The organism is Paenibacillus silvae, from assembly GCF_014639235.1.
GTDB classification, from domain to species: domain Bacteria; phylum Bacillota; class Bacilli; order Paenibacillales; family Paenibacillaceae; genus Paenibacillus; species Paenibacillus silvae.
This window is the reverse complement of the sequence record NZ_BMFU01000009.1, coordinates 39231-55742: the sequence shown is the minus strand read 5'-3', so window position 1 is coordinate 55742 and position 16512 is coordinate 39231. Positions and strand designations below refer to the sequence as shown.

The following is a 16512-nucleotide window of genomic DNA, read 5'->3' as shown; positions in this document are numbered from 1 at the left end:
TACCTATATGACAGCAAAGCTGGTTATGTGCCTTGTCCATTGAAGAACACGTCAATTGTGCTAGGTGCTCCAATGAGGCTTGAACGATAAGAGAGACGGGTATATTTCAAAAATCGCTGCGGAACCAGAACGTCTACCGAACCGGACAGGATACCGGTTACCGTAGCCACATCCGTATACCAGTTGGTTCCGTTAGCACTGATCTCCACCTGAGCATCTACCCTGTTTATTCCTGGTCCCCTGTTATATACAAAGAAGGAGTAAGTACCGAAGACGCTGGTTGTCACAGCAGGAAGCGGTGTAAACGTGTTAGCTGTCGGCGTAGCAATGAGCTGGTTTTCCTGAAAGCTTTTCTGCGAGATGGATGTTACGCTGCTGAGTGTTCCGGCGGTAATGGTCGCTCCAAGCACACTTGTGATCGTTCCATTTAATAGATTGGTCAATGTCCCGGCTGTGATTGTGGCCCCAAGTACACTTGTAATGGTTCCGTTCAACAGATTGGTCAGCGTTCCAGCGGTCACCGTGGCACCCAGGACGCTGGTGATCGTTCCATTCAGTAAATTCGTTAATGTTCCCGCTGTGATGGTCGCTCCGAGCACATTCGTGATCGTACCATTCAACAGGTTCGTAAGCGTCCCGGCCGTTACGGTTGCGCCCAGCACACTCGTGATCGTTCCCGCTGTAATCGTCGCTCCGAGTACGCTTGTGATCGTTCCGTTCAGCAAGTTTGTTAATGTACCTGCCGTGATGGTTGCTCCTAACACATTCGTGATCGTACCATTTAACAGGTTTGTCAGTGTCCCGGCCGTTACTGTGGCTCCAAGTACGCTGGTAATAGTTCCATTCAATAAATTCGTTAATGTACCTGCGGTTACGGTTGCACCTAGCACACTTGTGATGGTCCCCGCCGTAATCGTGGCTCCAAGTACGCTGGTAATCGTACCGTTCAACAGGTTCGTTAATGTACCGGCTGTCACCGTGGCTCCTAGCACACTTGTAATCGTACCGGCTGTAATCGTCGCCCCAAGTACACTTGTGATGGTTCCGTTCAGCAAGTTCGTTAATGTTCCCGCTGTAATGGTCGCTCCGAGCACATTGGTAATTGTACCGTCTAACAGGTTCGTTAATGTACCGGCTGTCACCGTGGCACCTAGCACACTTGTGATCGTTCCAGCTGTAATCGTGGCTCCAAGTACGCTGGTAATTGTACCGTTCAGAATGTTGGTAATTGTGCCCGCATTAATGGTGACTGTAGTCAGACCAGATATGTTGCTGATTGTCCCGTCCAGAATGATGCCAACAACATTTCCACTTGTATCCGTTCTGACGGGTTGGGCAGTGCCCGTACTATCCTGACCAAAAATAAGTGTTCTCAAGTTATCCGGATTCGTATTAAACGTTGTAAAGTTAGGCATGAGCCTCGTCCTCCTCCCTGGACAATCTGGGTAATAAAGCTACCTTACGGCATACGCTGAGCCTGAAAATAAACATCAAGCCGGGTTGGTTCACCGGGCTTCACTGGCAGAATCACAAGCCGGGTATAATGCAGAAATCGCAATGGGACAAGCGCCTTGGTCTGTCCTCCCTCGACCACCTCTTGACTATCCACTGCGTAATCTACAGCATTCGGGCTGATCTGAATCTGTACAAGCGCCGGATGTTTCCCCCGATTCACCACACCATAGCTGTACATGCTTAGTGTTGAGGTATCCTGTGGCGGAAGTGCAACTTCGCCTCGGGCCGTGTCCGCTCCAGGATAGGTATGCTCTGTAAAACAGTAAGCAGCACCAGGGAGTTTCGTGCGTGAGAAAGCACCCTGCTTGAACCGGGGACGGGTAATCCGGGAGCAGGGGGGCTTCAGCAGTTTCGCGCGGCGAGAACAACGGGATGAGCGGCGACTAACATATTTGGTTGTCTGCTTTGTTTTTTTCTTGCTTTGCTTTGCTGTTCGACTCATCTCGATTTCCCCTTAAACAATGTGCTTAGGCATCGTATGCCCGGCCCAGGACTACGGGCACGGCACATGCCGTTATTTGGAAAATTACAATGAATCCCAAACGTCGACTCTTTCTTTCACATACAATGAGGTAATAGGGACATGCGAAAAAACAAGGCTACGTTTGACGTTTATTGGGTTCATTCTTTCCAAAGGAGGCGCTGCACAATGACTAATGCAAATGTATTCAACCAATCTAATGGACCTTTATTCACCCAATTAACCAATACATTTGCGGCCCCGGGGATTGAAGCTCCGCCAGACACAGGGGCTGCAGCGGTGGGTAGTTTTTTTGCCTTGACCACGAATAATGTCTCTATTCCTTCCAGCCAGAACTTGCTGCTGCAGATTGTTAATGCTGCTGGAAGTGGCAGAACGATACGTCTATCCAGTCTGATGGGGGGCACTACAGCAGCCGCTACCCTTGTCATCTACTCCGGCGGAACCGTTACCGTTGGCACAACGCCAACACCAAGCAATACACTGCTTGGCAGCTCAAATGCCAGCATCGCCACAACAAGACAAAATACAGGCACGCTTGGCGGTACCTTTACCAGTCTCATCAGCATTCCGCTAACTGCTGGGATATACTCACTGGATTTAAACGGCTCCATCGTTGTTCCTCCAGGGCAGTCCTTGTCCATCAGCTTGGGTACGGGAAGTCAGGTCGGCTCGATTAATCTGCTATGGTGGGAATTTTAAGGCGAAATTTGTTAAAAAGGGGGGTACATATCGTGCCAAACAATAATGTATTTAACCCATTGAATCAGCCCGTCTATACATCGAGCACCAACTCGTATACTTCTCCCGGCATCATTGCCCCGCCTGAAAATAATGCCGGCAGCACAGGTAATCTGTACACTGCAGGTTCCACCAACTCCACCACCCTCGGGATACTTGGAGGGAGTGTGACAGCAACGCTCCAGCTCGCCAATCCAGCAGGCAGTGGAAAGAACATTTATGTTTCCCGATTGTCTGGCGGCATTACAGTGGCGCTCAGCCTGTTATCTTCATTCAGCGGCACCATGACCCTGAGTGCCAACGGCACCCTTTCCTCCCCCAGCACACTCACTGCAGTCAACAGTAATCTATCCAGCAGCAACACAAGTATTGCAGTAGTTCGATTCTCCACATCTGCTCCGTCGGGTGCTGCAACTCTGATTGCCATGCCGCTTCAGGCAGGCCCCTTTCAATCCGATGAGTCGGGCAGATATGTGATCTCTCCAGGGCAGGCGATTAATCTGTCCGTAACTGGATCGCTGTCTGTAGCTGGACTGTTAGCCTGCACAACCTATTTCACCTGGTGGGAAAATTGACTTCTTATCATCAAGGTTGAACACGCTCGAGATATATCCAAACCAAAAGCCACCTTCGGATGAGCACCGAAAGTGGCTATTATTGTCTCAGGCATAGATCAGATGCGCTATGAAACGGCTGATGCCTTGTCTGTTGACGTGCATGTTCTCCCCACATTCCACAGCATGCGCTGCAGTATCATTCCGCCAAGACCAATCGCAAGCGTGGCCAAACCGATCATTTGAAAGGTCGAGCTAGGCCCGGCAAAACGAATGATTGCACCTCCTGTCAGCGGCGCAGCAACCAGCACAACGCTGAATAACGAGTTTTGAATACCAAATACACGTCCTACATAGTCAGGAGAGGTCTCTTTTTGCAGCAAATAATTCATCGTGACCATAAACATTCCATTCCCCAGACCAGTACACAGGCCCACGACAATGACCCATGCTGTTGATGTATCCGGGCCGATCAAGCCCAGTGATGCAATGCCGGCGCCAATGAGGAAATATCCACCGCCAAGGCCCCATCCGTATCCTATTCTTGGCAATCGGTTTAACAGCAGAATGATAAGAACGGCTCCCGCCCCAACCGATGAACCGAGCCAGCCAAGCATGGATTCATTCCCTGGCTTGATCTCCCGAAATAAGGTCGCAAATTGATATTCGATCATCAGAATAGACATCAGGCCTAAACAACCAAACACAATGGTATTCCTCACCGTACGGTTGCGGCGTAAATACTTCCAGCCTTGCTGCCACTGCGTGAAGAAGGTCGCCGTTCCCTTCTGATTTTGCTCATCATCTTGCTCATCGGCTACACCAACTTCTTTTTTCTCTGAAAAGCGTCGTAAAGGCCAAAGGAATGCACCTGACAGCAAGCGAGCAAACGCATTGATCAGAATGCAGATTTGCGGAGAAAAAAAGGCCAATACAACAGCTCCCAGAAGAGGTCCTGCTATCTTGGCACACTGATTCACAAACCCGTTCAGCGATGAGGCCTGAAACAGCTGCTCCTCGGTTACGATCTGGCGCGTCAACGCCTGCTGGGCAGGAACATGAAATACACTCATCATCGCACGCAGTGCCAGGAGTGGAAGCAGCCATGCCGGGCTTGGTGCCAATAAAATACCAACTGTGAGTGCTACGGTGATTCCGTCACAAAGCAGCATAATTTTCACCTTATGCAGCCTGTCTGCCAGAGCACCAGCCACTGAGCCAAAAAGAATACCCGGCACTGCCATGAAGACCGGGATTAGTGCGATGATCAACGGGTCAGCACCCCAGCGGTAAGCCACCATGACCTGCACGGCCAACGTATCGAACCAATCGCCAAAGGTAGCAAGCGCGTAAGCCATAAACAGACGCACAAACCTGAGATTCTTCCACAGGCGTTTGGGGGCTTTTGCAGCAGCTTCATCAGATGAATCACCTGGCTTAGACGAATCGGAAAAGTCGTTTCTTGATGAATTACCTGTCATACATTTACTTCCTCCCTTGATTACAGCGGTTTTGCGAACTTGATGTCCTTGACTGTAATCTTAGGAGGCTTATGTCAGAGGAAGATCAGAGGATATGGATTCAGCAGATAAAAAACGGTGAACCGTATCCACAATCTGCTGCCCATAGATGGAAGCGCCGTATGATTTACGAATCCCCTCATAGATTTGTTGATATTTACTGCGGAGTCTGCCTTCAACTCGATGGTGATCCATAAACAAAAGAATTTGATAGGCTGAATTCAGATAAAGCGGTGCATTGAGTGACATTTTCAATACTTCCAGACCGTCATCCATTCGCAACTCCGCTTCTCGCACCCGTCCCTGCCGCAGCAGCCAGCAGCCCTCCAGCACCTGAAAACGGCCGATTTCTCGCAGATAGGGTGCGTCTTTTAATTGTGTACGCAGAACGGCAATCTGTTCCTCAACAGCCTCACCGCTCCCACCCCACAGTTCAACAGACAATGCGGCAATACTCACCGGTAACTTGAAATAGATTAACTGTTTTGCTTCCATCACCCGATACGTTTCTTCCAGCTGCCTCCTGGCCTCCTGATACTGACCCGTTTCGGCATAGATATCGATGATATTCAGAATCCTCAGTTCCTGGCGATGCTCTGCAGGCAGAACAGATGAATGAATCGCTTGTTTGTATAACGCCAGACTTTCCGCAGGTTCAACGAGAGCATGTACATAAATCAGCAGCCAGTACAAACGCTCCTCTAAAGGAAACTGCGCTGTGTTCATCAGCCACTCCAGATCTCCCTGTATAAAATGCAGATACAGCTGGTAGTACGGTTCTATTCGTACGCCAAGCGCCTCCTGTTGACGAACCAGCGTCTGGATTGAATTTCCCTGGCCGAACAGATGATATTTGCGAAGCAATCCATGCACAACCTCCTGCATCTCGGGATCATGGATAGATGGATTTGGGGGCAGGACGGCCCTGTTTTCCCTTAGAGCAAGCCGATAACCATAACCACGGACCGTATCCAGACTGATTTCTTCCCAGCGCTTCAGCTTCTTGCGCAAACGATAGATGTGATCATCTACGGTGCGCTCCACCGGATATTCCAATGGCCATACCCGATCCAGCAGCTGACTGCGCGTAAAGGCCTTATCTTTGTTTTCGTACAGAAAATGCAAAAGCGCAAACTCCTTCGCCAGCAGGCGGATGGAATCCAATCGCTGAGATACCGTATAGCTCCCCTCATCAAATTGCAGAGACAAGCTCGTTCCTCCCTTGTGGACCTCTTTCAACATACCATAAAAAAGCCCTTTGCAATAAAGCAAAGAGCCCTGGTTTTAACAATATGCATGAATCTGACCTAATATGGATTACACCCATTTTGGGGTAAGCAAGTGAATTTTATTTTTCCGAAAAAATCTCTGCGCCTTGGTGCTTATCCAAGCACAACACGGTCATCTGCCATCTTCTTACCGCTAATCCGCTCAAATTCCCCAAGCAGTTCAGGTACCGTGAGTGTGCGTTTGCGTTCCTCACTGACATCAAGAATGATGCGTCCCTTATCCATCATGATCAGACGATTGCCGAGACGGATGGCCTGCTCCATATTGTGCGTAACCATGAGTGTTGTAAGTCTCATCTCACGGACAAGTGTCTCTGTCAGCTCGGTGATCAGCTCTGCACGGGCTGGATCAAGTGCCGCCGTATGCTCATCCAGCAGCAAAATCTGTGGCTGGGTAAAGGTTGACATCAGCAGGCTGAGCGCCTGACGCTCTCCACCAGACAAGAGACCCACCTTGGCATTTGGACGTTTCTCCAGTCCAATGCCAAGCTTCTCCAGCTGTGCATTGAAAATTTCACGTCTGGCGCGTGTCACACCAAAGCCAAGTCCGCGTCCCTTGCCACGTTTGTAAGCCATCGCCATGTTCTCCTCAATGGACATATGCGGTGCCGTTCCGGCCATCGGGTCCTGAAAGACACGACCAATCCAGCTGCTTCGTTTATGCTCTGGCAAGTTTTTAATCGAACGGTCGTTGATCAGCACATCGCCCATATCCGGTTTCATCACACCTGAAATAATATTCATCAAGGTCGATTTCCCTGCTCCGTTACTGCCAATGACCGTCACAAAATCGCCCGGATTCATGGTCAGATTCACACCAACCAGCGCCGTCTTCTCATCGGTCGTGCCCGGATTGAACAGTTTGGTGACTTGCGTAATCTCCAGCATACTACATGCCCCCCTTCGCCTGTTGACCACCCGAGCGCATCAGCTCTTCGGTTCGTTTGCGAGCGAGACTGCGCTGTTTCATGGAACGCTGCATTGTCGGAAACACAAGTGCGATAATAACGATTACGGCGGTGATCAGCTTCAGATCGGATGTATCAAACCATTCCACCTGCAAGGCCAGTGCGACCACAATCCGGTAAATAATTGATCCGACAACAGCTGCCAGCGTCGCCCAGAATACCGTTCTGGCGCCAAGAATCGCTTCACCGATAATGACTGAAGCCAGGCCGATAACGATCATACCAATGCCCATCGTAATATCAGCAAACCCGGATTGCTGGGCAATAAATGCTCCTGACAAGGCCACGAGTCCATTGGACAAGCTGACACCAATAATGGTCGTCACATCCGTATTCGCACCAAAGCTGCGAATCATTCGTTTGTTATCCCCAGTGGCACGAAGGGCGAGACCGATATCTGTTTTCATAAACAGATCCAGCATGATTTTAAATACCAGCACTACAATAATAATAATGATCATGACATGCTCACCCGAAAAAGGTGTTTCTGCACCCATAATCGATTTATTCGGTGCGCCAAGAATACGCATGTTGATCGAATACAGGGCAATCATCATCAGAATACCGGACAATAGTCCGTTAATTTTGCCCTTGGTATGCAGCAGACCCGTGAGAGCTCCAGCGATCATGCCGCCAGCCATTGCTGCCAAGCAGGCCAGCCAAGGAGAGTAATCATTGGAGATCATGACCGCCGCAATAGCGCCCCCTGTGGTAAAACTTCCGTCTACGGTAAGATCGGGAAAATCAAGAATGCGGAATGTAATATACACACCCAGTGCCATCAGTGCATATAACAGTCCAAGCTCAATTGCCCCTTCAATGGAATTCCAACTTATACTCACACTGCTTCCTCCCTGTCTTTCTCTATCCGAAAAGAATGAGGCGAACCCGCCTGCACGTTCGCCTCGCATCCATCTATCGGAATATTGTCATTCGTCAGGTTACCAATCTCAATTATTGAAACAAGTTACCCATCTCTATTATTGAATAATGTTGTTAGCCTGATCTTTTACTTCAGCCTTCATTTCATCTGTTACCGTAATGCCTTGAGCTTCAGCTGCCTTCAGATTCAGGATCAGATCCAGCTTGTCCGGCACGGTCACCTTCATGTCGCCTGGTTTTGTTCCATTTTTCAGAATGTCCGCAGCCATCTCTCCTACTTGGTAGCCATGATCATAATATTTGAAGCCTACTGTTGCAAAAGCGCCCTTCTCTACCGTATCACGGTCACTGGAGAAGAATGGAATCTTGTTGCTGTTCGCCGTCTGAATGATCGTATCGACCGCACTTACAACGGAGTTGTCGAGTGTAATGTAGAACGCATCGACTTTTCCAACCAGCGAGTCGGTTGCTTGTTTAACTTCCGATGTATTGGTCACTGGTGCTTTGACCAGCTTGATGTTGTGTGTTGCCAGAGCATTCTCGGCATTGTTAGCCATAACAACTGCATTCGGTTCACCTTCATTAATGACCAGTCCTACCGTCTTCACATCCGGCATATATTTGGCGATAAAGTCAGCCAACTGCACGATAGCCTCTGGATTGGTATCTGATGCACCCGTAACGTTACCACCTGGCTTGTCCATGTCACTCACCAGCTTGGCTCCGAGAGGGTCCGTTACAGCTGCAAATAGAAGTGGCTTGTCCTTGACTTGCTGTGCAAGAGCGAGTGCAGATGGAGTCGCAATGCCGAGTACGAGGTCATTTTTGGAATCACCCGCGATTTTCTGGGCAATGGACAGGTTGTTCGTAGAATCCCCTTGGGCATTGTTGTAGTCAATCTTGAGGTTTTTATTCTCTTCAATACCCGCATCCTTCAGGGCTGCGATGAAACCTTCACGTGTAGCATCTAGCGATGGATGTTCAACAATCTGGGAGATGGCGATCTGATAGGATTTTTCTGCGCTGCCTCCGCCTGTTGTACTGTCTGCCCCTTTTGACTCCGAGCCTGAACCGCTGTTATTTCCGCAACCTGCCGCTACGATCATCGAAGCAGCCATCATCAGTGACATCCAAAACTTCTTTTTCATCTGTAAAATACCCCTCTCCATCTTTTAAAATTTGACCTTCCCCATGCGCTCTAATACGCGTCCCCTCAGGAACGACAGAGCCCGACAAAAACGAACGCTTCAACGCATTGTTGCTTTGATCGACAAAAGCAGACAAATCTAGACTTTGGGCATGCGACTGAAGTCCATGCCGTGTTGCTGTTCTATTGTTTTCCTAATATTAAAGTGCATCCCGGCTTCCGTCAATGGTTGAAACGCTTCCAATTTCAATCGGAAGGAATAATATGATAGATTACTTTACATAGCATCAAAAAAGGCAACTCGTAGAATGTACGAATTGCCTTTCTATTGAATCATGTAAGAGAACTAACCTACTGAGATTATTTATTTTGTTGGATATTTTTCAGTTCAGAAGAACTCAGACCTGTCGCTTTCATAATAATCTCTTCATCAAGTCCCAGAGTCAGCATATTTTGTGCAATTTTGCGTTTGCTCTCAGCTTCGCCCTCTTTAATACCTTCTTTAATTCCCTCTTTAAGCCCTTCCTCAAGGCCTTTTTTAAGCCCCTCTTCTCGAGCCCCCTCAATCATTGAGGCCTCATCTCGTAGAAACTTTTGCCGTGCCTCGTATTCCTGACGCGCCTGTTCATCCTGACTTAGAAACTCGAGCACACTCATGGCTTTTTTCAAAGCAGGTTCCAGCTCATGCATCATAAACGCCTCCCACCTAGATCAGTTAAAAAAGAAAGATGTTTACACGGAGCACTCCGATGACAGAACAACTTTCAATCGCTGTTATCCCCAGATTTTTTTGATTCCCATTATAAAGGGAAAAATCTTGTGATAAAGGCGAACGCTTCGCTTTTCCAGTTTTTTCTGTCCTCTCCGTTTCTGTGTAAATGTATATAGTTCAACTGATTTAGATTAGGTTATTCATTTCAAAAAGAACTACCAGCGAACGAATTGCACTTGGATGTGAGCACTATTATAACACGTATAGTCCAATTTAAATACGCAATTCCGATTTATTCACTCGCAAAAACGTAATTCCGTAACAAAAAAAGACAGCCTCCACAAATAGAGACCATCTCTTTATGTCATATATTCAAACGTCCACTCGTCTCATTCAGTTCCTCGAAGCTTCGCGAATCTGATACTTGCACTTCTTGCCGCCATCGGCGTAGCATTCGGTGCGCTCTACATCTGCCTGCAGCAGCGTGCGAAACAGTTCCAGCTCACAGCGGCAGGCCTGTTTATATACACTCGCAACTTGTACGATCGGACAGTTCAGCTCAGTGATGACATAGGTGCCATCCTCTTCTCTGGACGCATCTGCCATATAACCATTGGCATTCTGGATACGTGCCAGTTCCTCCACACGTCCGGCAAGGTCATGGCCTTCCATCTGCGGCAAGCCGCTGCGAAGCAGCTTGTCACGGCGACCCTCGAAGAGAGCATCCACGACACCACTGCCTGCCGTATCAGACAATTCTTCCAGTAGCTCCAGTGTCAGAGAGGAGTACGACTTCGGAAAATAACCGTCCCCGCGATCGGTCAGATGATATACCGAGGATGGGCGCCCTGCGGTTGCCCGGGCTTCTCGCACCTCAATCCAGCCATCCTGCTCCAGCGCTGTCAGATGGCGACGAATCGCCATACCCGTCAGCCCCAGCTCCGCTGTGATCTCGCGGGCCGTCATCGTTCCTTGCTGCTTCAGCATAAACAAAATCCGTTCACGCGTTGTACGTTCTTCTTCACGCTTCACATTCAGCACCTGCTCTCCTGCTTATGCGTGTACGGGCGCTGCCTCCCGGCAAGCATCCGAGCAAAAGCGGTTATGCGTCTCTTCACAAGCCTCACAGCAGACATGCTGCAGGTTGCAGGTCGGACAGTTAATATATCGGTCATGTGTCGTGCCACAGTGATAACAGCTGGCGATGACAATATCCTCATCCGTACGGTTGATTGGCACCGAGATGCGCTCGTCAAATACGTAACATTTGCCATCAAACAGACGTCCCTGTACCTCAGGGTCTTTCCCGTAAGTTACAATTCCGCCTTCCAGTTGGGCAACATCCTGGAAACCTTCCTTGATCATAAAGCCGGTCAGCTTCTCGCAACGAATACCGCCCGTGCAGTACGTAATGATCTTCTTGTCCTTCATATCGCCGAGATTCTCTCGAATCCATTCTGGAAACTCACGGAATGATTCTACATCTGGACGAATGGCTCCACGGAAATGACCAATCTCGTATTCATAGTCGTTGCGACCATCAATGACGATGACATCATCACGCTGTAGATGCTCGTGGAACTCCTTCGGCGAAAGGCGCTTACCGCTGATCTCATTCGGATCAAGCTCTTCGTCTACGCGGAACGTCACGAGCTCTGCTTTGTGACGTACAAAGATTTTTTTGAACGCATGCTCTTCCACATCATCAATCTTGAACACCATGTCCTTAAACAGCGGATTGGCATGCATGTCCTTCATATACTGCTCCGTCTGTTCAGGTGTTCCTGAAACCGTACCGTTGATGCCTTCAGAGGCGATCAGAATACGGCCCTTCACCCCTAGGTCCTTACAGTATTGCAGATGCTCCTGCGTAAACGTCTCGGGGTCTTCAATCTTCACGAACTTATAATATAAAAGCACGCGATACGCGCTGTTACACATGTATATCACCTGTTCCTCTTCCATGTTGTTGGCCGGTTCCTCCGGCGAGCCTCCTACGTTGCGCCCTGGCTTGCAAAAAAAGAAAAGAAACAGCCGCTCGAAACACCGTCTCGAACTGCTGTCCACCATTCGACTATATATTCCTGCATACTAGTTTATCGGAAGCGCAAGGACTTAGTCAATATAAATGTATAGAAAGGCATGAAAGATATGGAACAGCCCTTCTATCCCGCCACTATCTCTATATTCGGGTCCCTATTCAGAAATAGTAATGATTGAGGTTACAAAGTGCACCTTTTCATTTTCCATCACGGATTGGGATAGCAAAATTTTGTTCCCCTGCGGGCTCCAGGCTAATGCATCAGCCACTTCATCCATATCAGCGGAGAGCTGGAATTGCTCTGCAGATTCCGTGTTGGATACGAATAATCCCTTTTCGTTGTTGTTATCGGATTGAATCGTATAAGCGATTTTGGAGTCGTCGCCTGACCAGCTTGTGCCAAAAATTTGCGTGCCTCTGGCAAGTGTGGCCTTTTCATTGCCTTCCAGATCGGTGAGCACCAGCGCCCGTTTGGTATCCGCTGTTCTTTTTACAATCGCAAGCCTTGTTCCGTCGTTTGAAGGAATGACCCACTCTACGCTTTTGAGCACCTGTCTAACTTCACCTGTTTTGGCGTCATAGGCATTCAGCTGTCCGTCTTCTCCTGTGATGTAATAGATCACGTTGTTTGACACCTTGATGCTGCGCACATTAAAATTGCCCGTCTCTACCAATACTTTTGTTGTGCCGTCCAGTGCAGCCGAGACCAGTTCTCCTTTCATATTCGAAAAAACGACATGTTCATTGTCCAGCCATGCTCCCTCCTGAATGAATCCATCCTGTTTGCCAGCCGCTATCGCTTCTCCACTTTGCAAGTCCAGAATGAAAGGCCAGCCTGTCGTTTCCTCTGTCTCCCAGTAGAAAAGGTGCTGCCCATCCGGCGAAACCTGCGGCGCTCCCAGATTGACCTCGCTCTCTTTGAGCGGTGTATCTGTGCCTTTCGTCAGATCATACATGTACAGGTTATGTGGATACCGTTCCTCCCCCTCGACGCTAACGGGTTTCATGGACGTATTTTCTTTATCTGTAACGATGGAGTCCCCGCTTAACCAAGCAACTCCCCGCATATTGGGCAGTTTATCTATTTTCTCAAGCTTGAAATTCTGGTATACAGACGTATTGGTGTTGTCTTTCACGGTAATATCCGTAGCTGGTTTCGCACCTTGTGTATTGCCAGATGGCTCTGTTGTGTTTCCACAAGCAACGGTTGTCAGCAGGACGGCTGCTCCCAGTGCACCAAATGCCGCTTTCCTCCAATTTATCATGTCATGGTCCCCCTTGATTTCTAATGTGTATAGACCAATCATAAGGCTGGCATACTTCCAAAGTTATTCAGACTTGTTTCCAACTTGTAAACTTGTATCTCTATCTTAATTTACAAGTGGAAATATGAGTTGGAATGTTACGCCTTCTTGATGCTGTTGGTCAGTGGGCAACAGTGTAATTGTTCCACCCTGCTTCTCAACAAACTGCTTGACGAGGGACAGACCGAGTCCGGTTCCGCCTGTTTTGCGGGCTCGATCTTTGTTGACAGTGTAAAAGGGTTCGAAAATCTTCTTCTGTGCCTCTTCGGGAATTGGCGTACCTGAGTTATAGATGCGAATGACCACCTGTCGCTCGTTCATCCGCAATTCGTTTTCGACCCGGATGATGCCTCCCGGTACGTTATATTTGATCGCGTTGTCCAGCAGGTTGATGAAAATGTGCATCAGACTCTCCCGGTCACTGTGAATGACGGCAGGCTCCAGATGCAGCTCCATATTTAATGCAAACTTCTCCACCTTACCTCGCATTCGCCCGCAAGCATCCTCCAGCAATGCGCCGATCTCCACGTCCTCTGCCTGATTCTCGAAATCATACTTTTCAAGCGCAGACAGATGCAGCACCTTCTCTACCATTTCATATAACCGCTCGGTTTCTTTCCCGATGTTATTCGTGGCATCATCCAGCAGCTGGGGATCATCCTTGTACATGTTCAGCAGCTCCACATATGCCTTAATGGAGGTCAGTGGTGTCTTGAACTCATGGCTGATATTGCCGATATATTGTTTCTGCTGCTGCTCCAGTGCCTGCAGCTTCTCAATCGCCTGCTCCAGCTTCTGCTGCTCGGCATGCATCGCCGTAATATTCTGCCGAATGGACGTGCTCATATAATAAATGCCTTGGCCCAGCTCTCCCAGTTCATCCTTACGTTTGACCGGGGATTCGGTAATATAGTTCCCTTCTTGAATGGAGGCCGCTGATTTTTTCAACCGGGTAATCGCTACAGCAAAACGGTTGAAGAATAGATAACCCAGAATGAAGCTGAGTGCAACAACAGCAATGCCTGCCCATATAAACAGCTGAAGGATGCGTGCGTAGAATTCCTGATAACTCTGCACAGAGTATTGAATCCACACCGCACCAATCTGTCCTTCGGGACCATCCAGCGGCGCGGCATAAAGCAGGGTATCCCCTTGCTCATGGTAGGCTATTTTATTTTGTAATGCATAATTCAGTGTTTCCTGTAGAAGTTCGCTTTCACCCGGAGCAAAGGATGCTCCTACCTGTTTGCCGCTCATGTCATACAATGCAATAGGCAGACCCGTCGAGTCGGCAAGAGCCTTCGCCAATCTGCGCCCATTCTGCTGCAGGAACACTTCCGGCTCCAGACGCACCGCCTCTGTATAATACGCTTGGCGAACATTCAGATTAACCAGCCGCGTCTGCTGCGCCAGAATGCCTTCAACCTGTGATTGCTGATTCAGTTCAATCCCTCGCAGCACGAGGGAGCTCAGAACAACTACGGTGAGAATAAGCAGCGCCGCCAGGAATACACTGAACTTCAGCTTAATGCTGACTCTCATAGATGCCCGCCTGTTTCAGTGGCGGCAGCCTTGTACCCAATGCCGTATACCGTTTGCAGCATTTGCTGGTCGGTATCCCCGATTTTTTTGCGCAATCGCTGGATATGAATATCTACTGTCCGTGTGCCGCCCGCGTACTCCATGCCCCATACCCGATCAAGAAGATCATCTCGTGTGTACACCCGTTCCGGATTGGACATCAGAATGGTCAGCAGGTCGAATTCCTTCGGTGTTAAATCCAGCTTCTCTTCACCCACCATCACCGTACGGTGTGCGACATGAATACGCAGTGCCCCGTTCACAATAGCCTGACTTTGGGTATTGTCCTGCGGCGGCTGGCTCTTTTTCTCTACACGACGCATTAGCGCCTTTACGCGGGCCAGAAGCTCGCGGATTTCAAATGGCTTGGTCATATAGTCATCCGCACCCATTTCAAGGCCGACAATTTTATCAACGAGTTCATTTTTGACGGTCAGCAAAATAATGCCGATATCCTCCCGATCCTCCAGCCTGCGGCAGACGCCATATCCATCCAGCTTCGGCATCATAACATCCAGAATCATAACCTGCGGATGAAACGAGGCTACCTTGACTAAAGCTTCTTCACCATCGTTTGCCGTCTCCACTTCATACCCTTCACGCCGAAGGGCATATGCAATGGCACTGACGATGCTGGATTCGTCATCTACAACAAGCACTTTTCTATTCATCGGATTCATCCTTTTTTTCTCTGTCATAAGTTATGGGTTTATGTTAACAAGATCGCGAATATTACGCCATGAAACTTTAGTCGTTTCATTAGCCTCTGGATATCTCGCAGCAGGTACGCTGCCCTTTTTCTTTTTATACCCCAAAGACAGCAAAAAGAGCCATTCCACAGATGGATTGGCCCATGTTATTCTGATCCTCAATAAATTAAACTACGGCAGCAACTTCCGGATTTCCTCTTCGGAAAGGCCCGAGGCCTTCACAATGGCCGACATGTCCACACCAAGGGCTAGCAACTCACGAGCCATTTCTTCTTTGCCTTCCCGTAAGCCTTCCTTTTTACCTTCCATTTTACCTTCCCGTAAGCCTTCTGCCCGCGCGCCCTCAATCATCGACTTTTCATCGCTCAACGCCTTCATCCGGGCATCATACGCCATGCGGGTGGCAGCATCATGACTCAGAAACTCCAGCGTATCCATCGCTTTCTTTAACATCGGTTCATTCATCGCCAGCACCTCCCAGTTTGATGTGTCGATCCCTTTCAGGAATAACAGCCAATTCACAAGCCCGCCTTGTTCCAGCGGAACAGCGTGCTGCTCCAGCTTCGTTAACTCCATCACATGGATTTCGATGTCGTCCGTCAGACTAATCCCTGTATGGTCTTCCCGCAAATGAAATACATTGTGGTAACGTTCATTATCCAAACAGGAATAATTCAAAATGTTAATAGTTACGCACTTTTTAAGCAGGTTGTAGTTTTCACCTTTTTTAATCTGGTGGAAATACATCTCGCTCCAATAGAACAGCGTGCGCTTCTCCATATGGTACGGGTTGAACAACTGCATCTCAATATTAATGAGCTTGCCCTCCACCGTCTTCGCCTTAATATCCAGAATCGACTGTTTATCCTCTGGACTATCTTTATCCGTGTAAGTGTTAATAACCGTAATCTCCGTCAAGGGAGCTTCGCCAGTTTCAATAAACGTGCTGTTCAGAAAAGCCAACAAAACATCTTTATTTTGCTCACTTCCAAAAATGCGTTTGAACACAAAATCTACCCGTGGATCAAGCAGTTCCGTCACACATCATCAGCTCCATTCTTCACCAG

General features: G+C 48.6%; 16 protein-coding genes. 2 read left to right on the top strand and 14 right to left on the bottom strand.

Translation table 11 applies throughout. The annotated features are described in order from the left end of the window. Nucleotides 1-23 precede the first annotated feature (23 nt). Together IEW26_RS23160 and IEW26_RS23155 are read right to left on the bottom strand one after the other, a co-directional pair. Complete coding sequence (locus tag IEW26_RS23160; RefSeq protein ID WP_229729987.1) at nt 24-1415, bottom strand: DUF6385 domain-containing protein; 1392 nt, start codon at nt 1413-1415, stop codon at nt 24-26. A 44-nt stretch (nt 1416-1459) separates the two neighbouring features. Further along, nucleotides 1460-1957 carry a DUF6385 domain-containing protein gene (locus IEW26_RS23155; RefSeq protein ID WP_188594081.1) on the bottom strand — a complete coding sequence of 166 codons (498 nt, stop codon included), beginning with the start codon at nt 1955-1957 and terminating at the stop codon, nt 1460-1462. A 207-nt stretch (nt 1958-2164) separates the two neighbouring features. Here IEW26_RS23155 and IEW26_RS23150 point away from each other — a divergent pair, with 207 nt between their 5' ends. Beyond that, nucleotides 2165-2698, top strand: coding sequence for a hypothetical protein (locus IEW26_RS23150; RefSeq protein WP_111270366.1), 534 nt, complete (start codon nt 2165-2167; stop codon nt 2696-2698). Nucleotides 2699-2730: 32 nt separating this feature from the next. Then, nucleotides 2731-3312 carry a hypothetical protein gene (locus IEW26_RS23145; RefSeq protein WP_188594080.1) on the top strand — a complete coding sequence of 194 codons (582 nt, stop codon included), beginning with the start codon at nt 2731-2733 and terminating at the stop codon, nt 3310-3312. Nucleotides 3313-3419: 107 nt separating this feature from the next. On the opposite strand, the gene IEW26_RS23140 is transcribed toward IEW26_RS23145, so the two are convergent. From IEW26_RS23140 to IEW26_RS23085, 12 genes are all read right to left on the bottom strand, one after another. Further along, a complete protein-coding gene (locus IEW26_RS23140) occupies nt 3420-4772 on the bottom strand; it encodes an MFS transporter (RefSeq protein ID WP_188594079.1) in 1353 nt (450 codons plus the stop codon). Between the two features lie 69 nt (nt 4773-4841). Next, on the bottom strand, nt 4842-6020 hold the full coding sequence (locus IEW26_RS23135) for a winged helix-turn-helix domain-containing protein (protein WP_188594078.1): 1179 nt from the start codon (nt 6018-6020) through the stop codon (nt 4842-4844). Between the two features lie 173 nt (nt 6021-6193). Continuing rightward, complete coding sequence (locus IEW26_RS23130) at nt 6194-6988, bottom strand: ABC transporter ATP-binding protein (RefSeq protein WP_111270362.1); 795 nt, start codon at nt 6986-6988, stop codon at nt 6194-6196. Nucleotide 6989: 1 nt separating this feature from the next. Further along, nucleotides 6990-7850, bottom strand: coding sequence for an ABC transporter permease (locus tag IEW26_RS23125; RefSeq protein WP_229729998.1), 861 nt, complete (start codon nt 7848-7850; stop codon nt 6990-6992). Nucleotides 7851-8048: 198 nt separating this feature from the next. Next, the gene (locus IEW26_RS23120; RefSeq protein WP_188594077.1) at nt 8049-9098 is read right to left on the bottom strand and encodes an ABC transporter substrate-binding protein; all 1050 of its coding nucleotides are present in this window, start codon (nt 9096-9098) and stop codon (nt 8049-8051) included. 359 nt (nt 9099-9457) lie between these two features. Beyond that, complete coding sequence (locus IEW26_RS23115; RefSeq protein ID WP_229729986.1) at nt 9458-9790, bottom strand: Rpn/YhgA-type helix-turn-helix domain-containing protein; 333 nt, start codon at nt 9788-9790, stop codon at nt 9458-9460. A gap of 412 nt (nt 9791-10202) precedes the next feature. Continuing rightward, the gene (locus IEW26_RS23110) at nt 10203-10850 is read right to left on the bottom strand and encodes a helix-turn-helix transcriptional regulator (protein WP_188594075.1); all 648 of its coding nucleotides are present in this window, start codon (nt 10848-10850) and stop codon (nt 10203-10205) included. Between the two features lie 12 nt (nt 10851-10862). Next, nucleotides 10863-11750: an oxygen-dependent tRNA uridine(34) hydroxylase TrhO gene (gene trhO, locus IEW26_RS23105; protein WP_111270371.1), complete on the bottom strand. Its 888-nt coding sequence runs from the start codon at nt 11748-11750 to the stop codon at nt 10863-10865. Nucleotides 11751-12005: 255 nt separating this feature from the next. Continuing rightward, nucleotides 12006-13115: a hypothetical protein gene (locus IEW26_RS23100; protein ID WP_188594074.1), complete on the bottom strand. Its 1110-nt coding sequence runs from the start codon at nt 13113-13115 to the stop codon at nt 12006-12008. Between the two features lie 105 nt (nt 13116-13220). Beyond that, nucleotides 13221-14696 (bottom strand): sensor histidine kinase, encoded by a 1476-nt coding sequence (locus tag IEW26_RS23095; RefSeq protein ID WP_188594073.1) that lies wholly within the window; start codon nt 14694-14696, stop codon nt 13221-13223. After that, complete coding sequence (locus IEW26_RS23090) at nt 14693-15406, bottom strand: response regulator transcription factor (protein WP_145404664.1); 714 nt, start codon at nt 15404-15406, stop codon at nt 14693-14695. The genes IEW26_RS23095 and IEW26_RS23090 overlap by 4 nt, the downstream gene beginning before the upstream one ends. 210 nt (nt 15407-15616) lie before the next feature. Next, nucleotides 15617-16486 (bottom strand): Rpn family recombination-promoting nuclease/putative transposase, encoded by an 870-nt coding sequence (locus tag IEW26_RS23085; RefSeq protein WP_188594072.1) that lies wholly within the window; start codon nt 16484-16486, stop codon nt 15617-15619. Between the last annotated feature and the right edge of the window lie 26 nt (nt 16487-16512).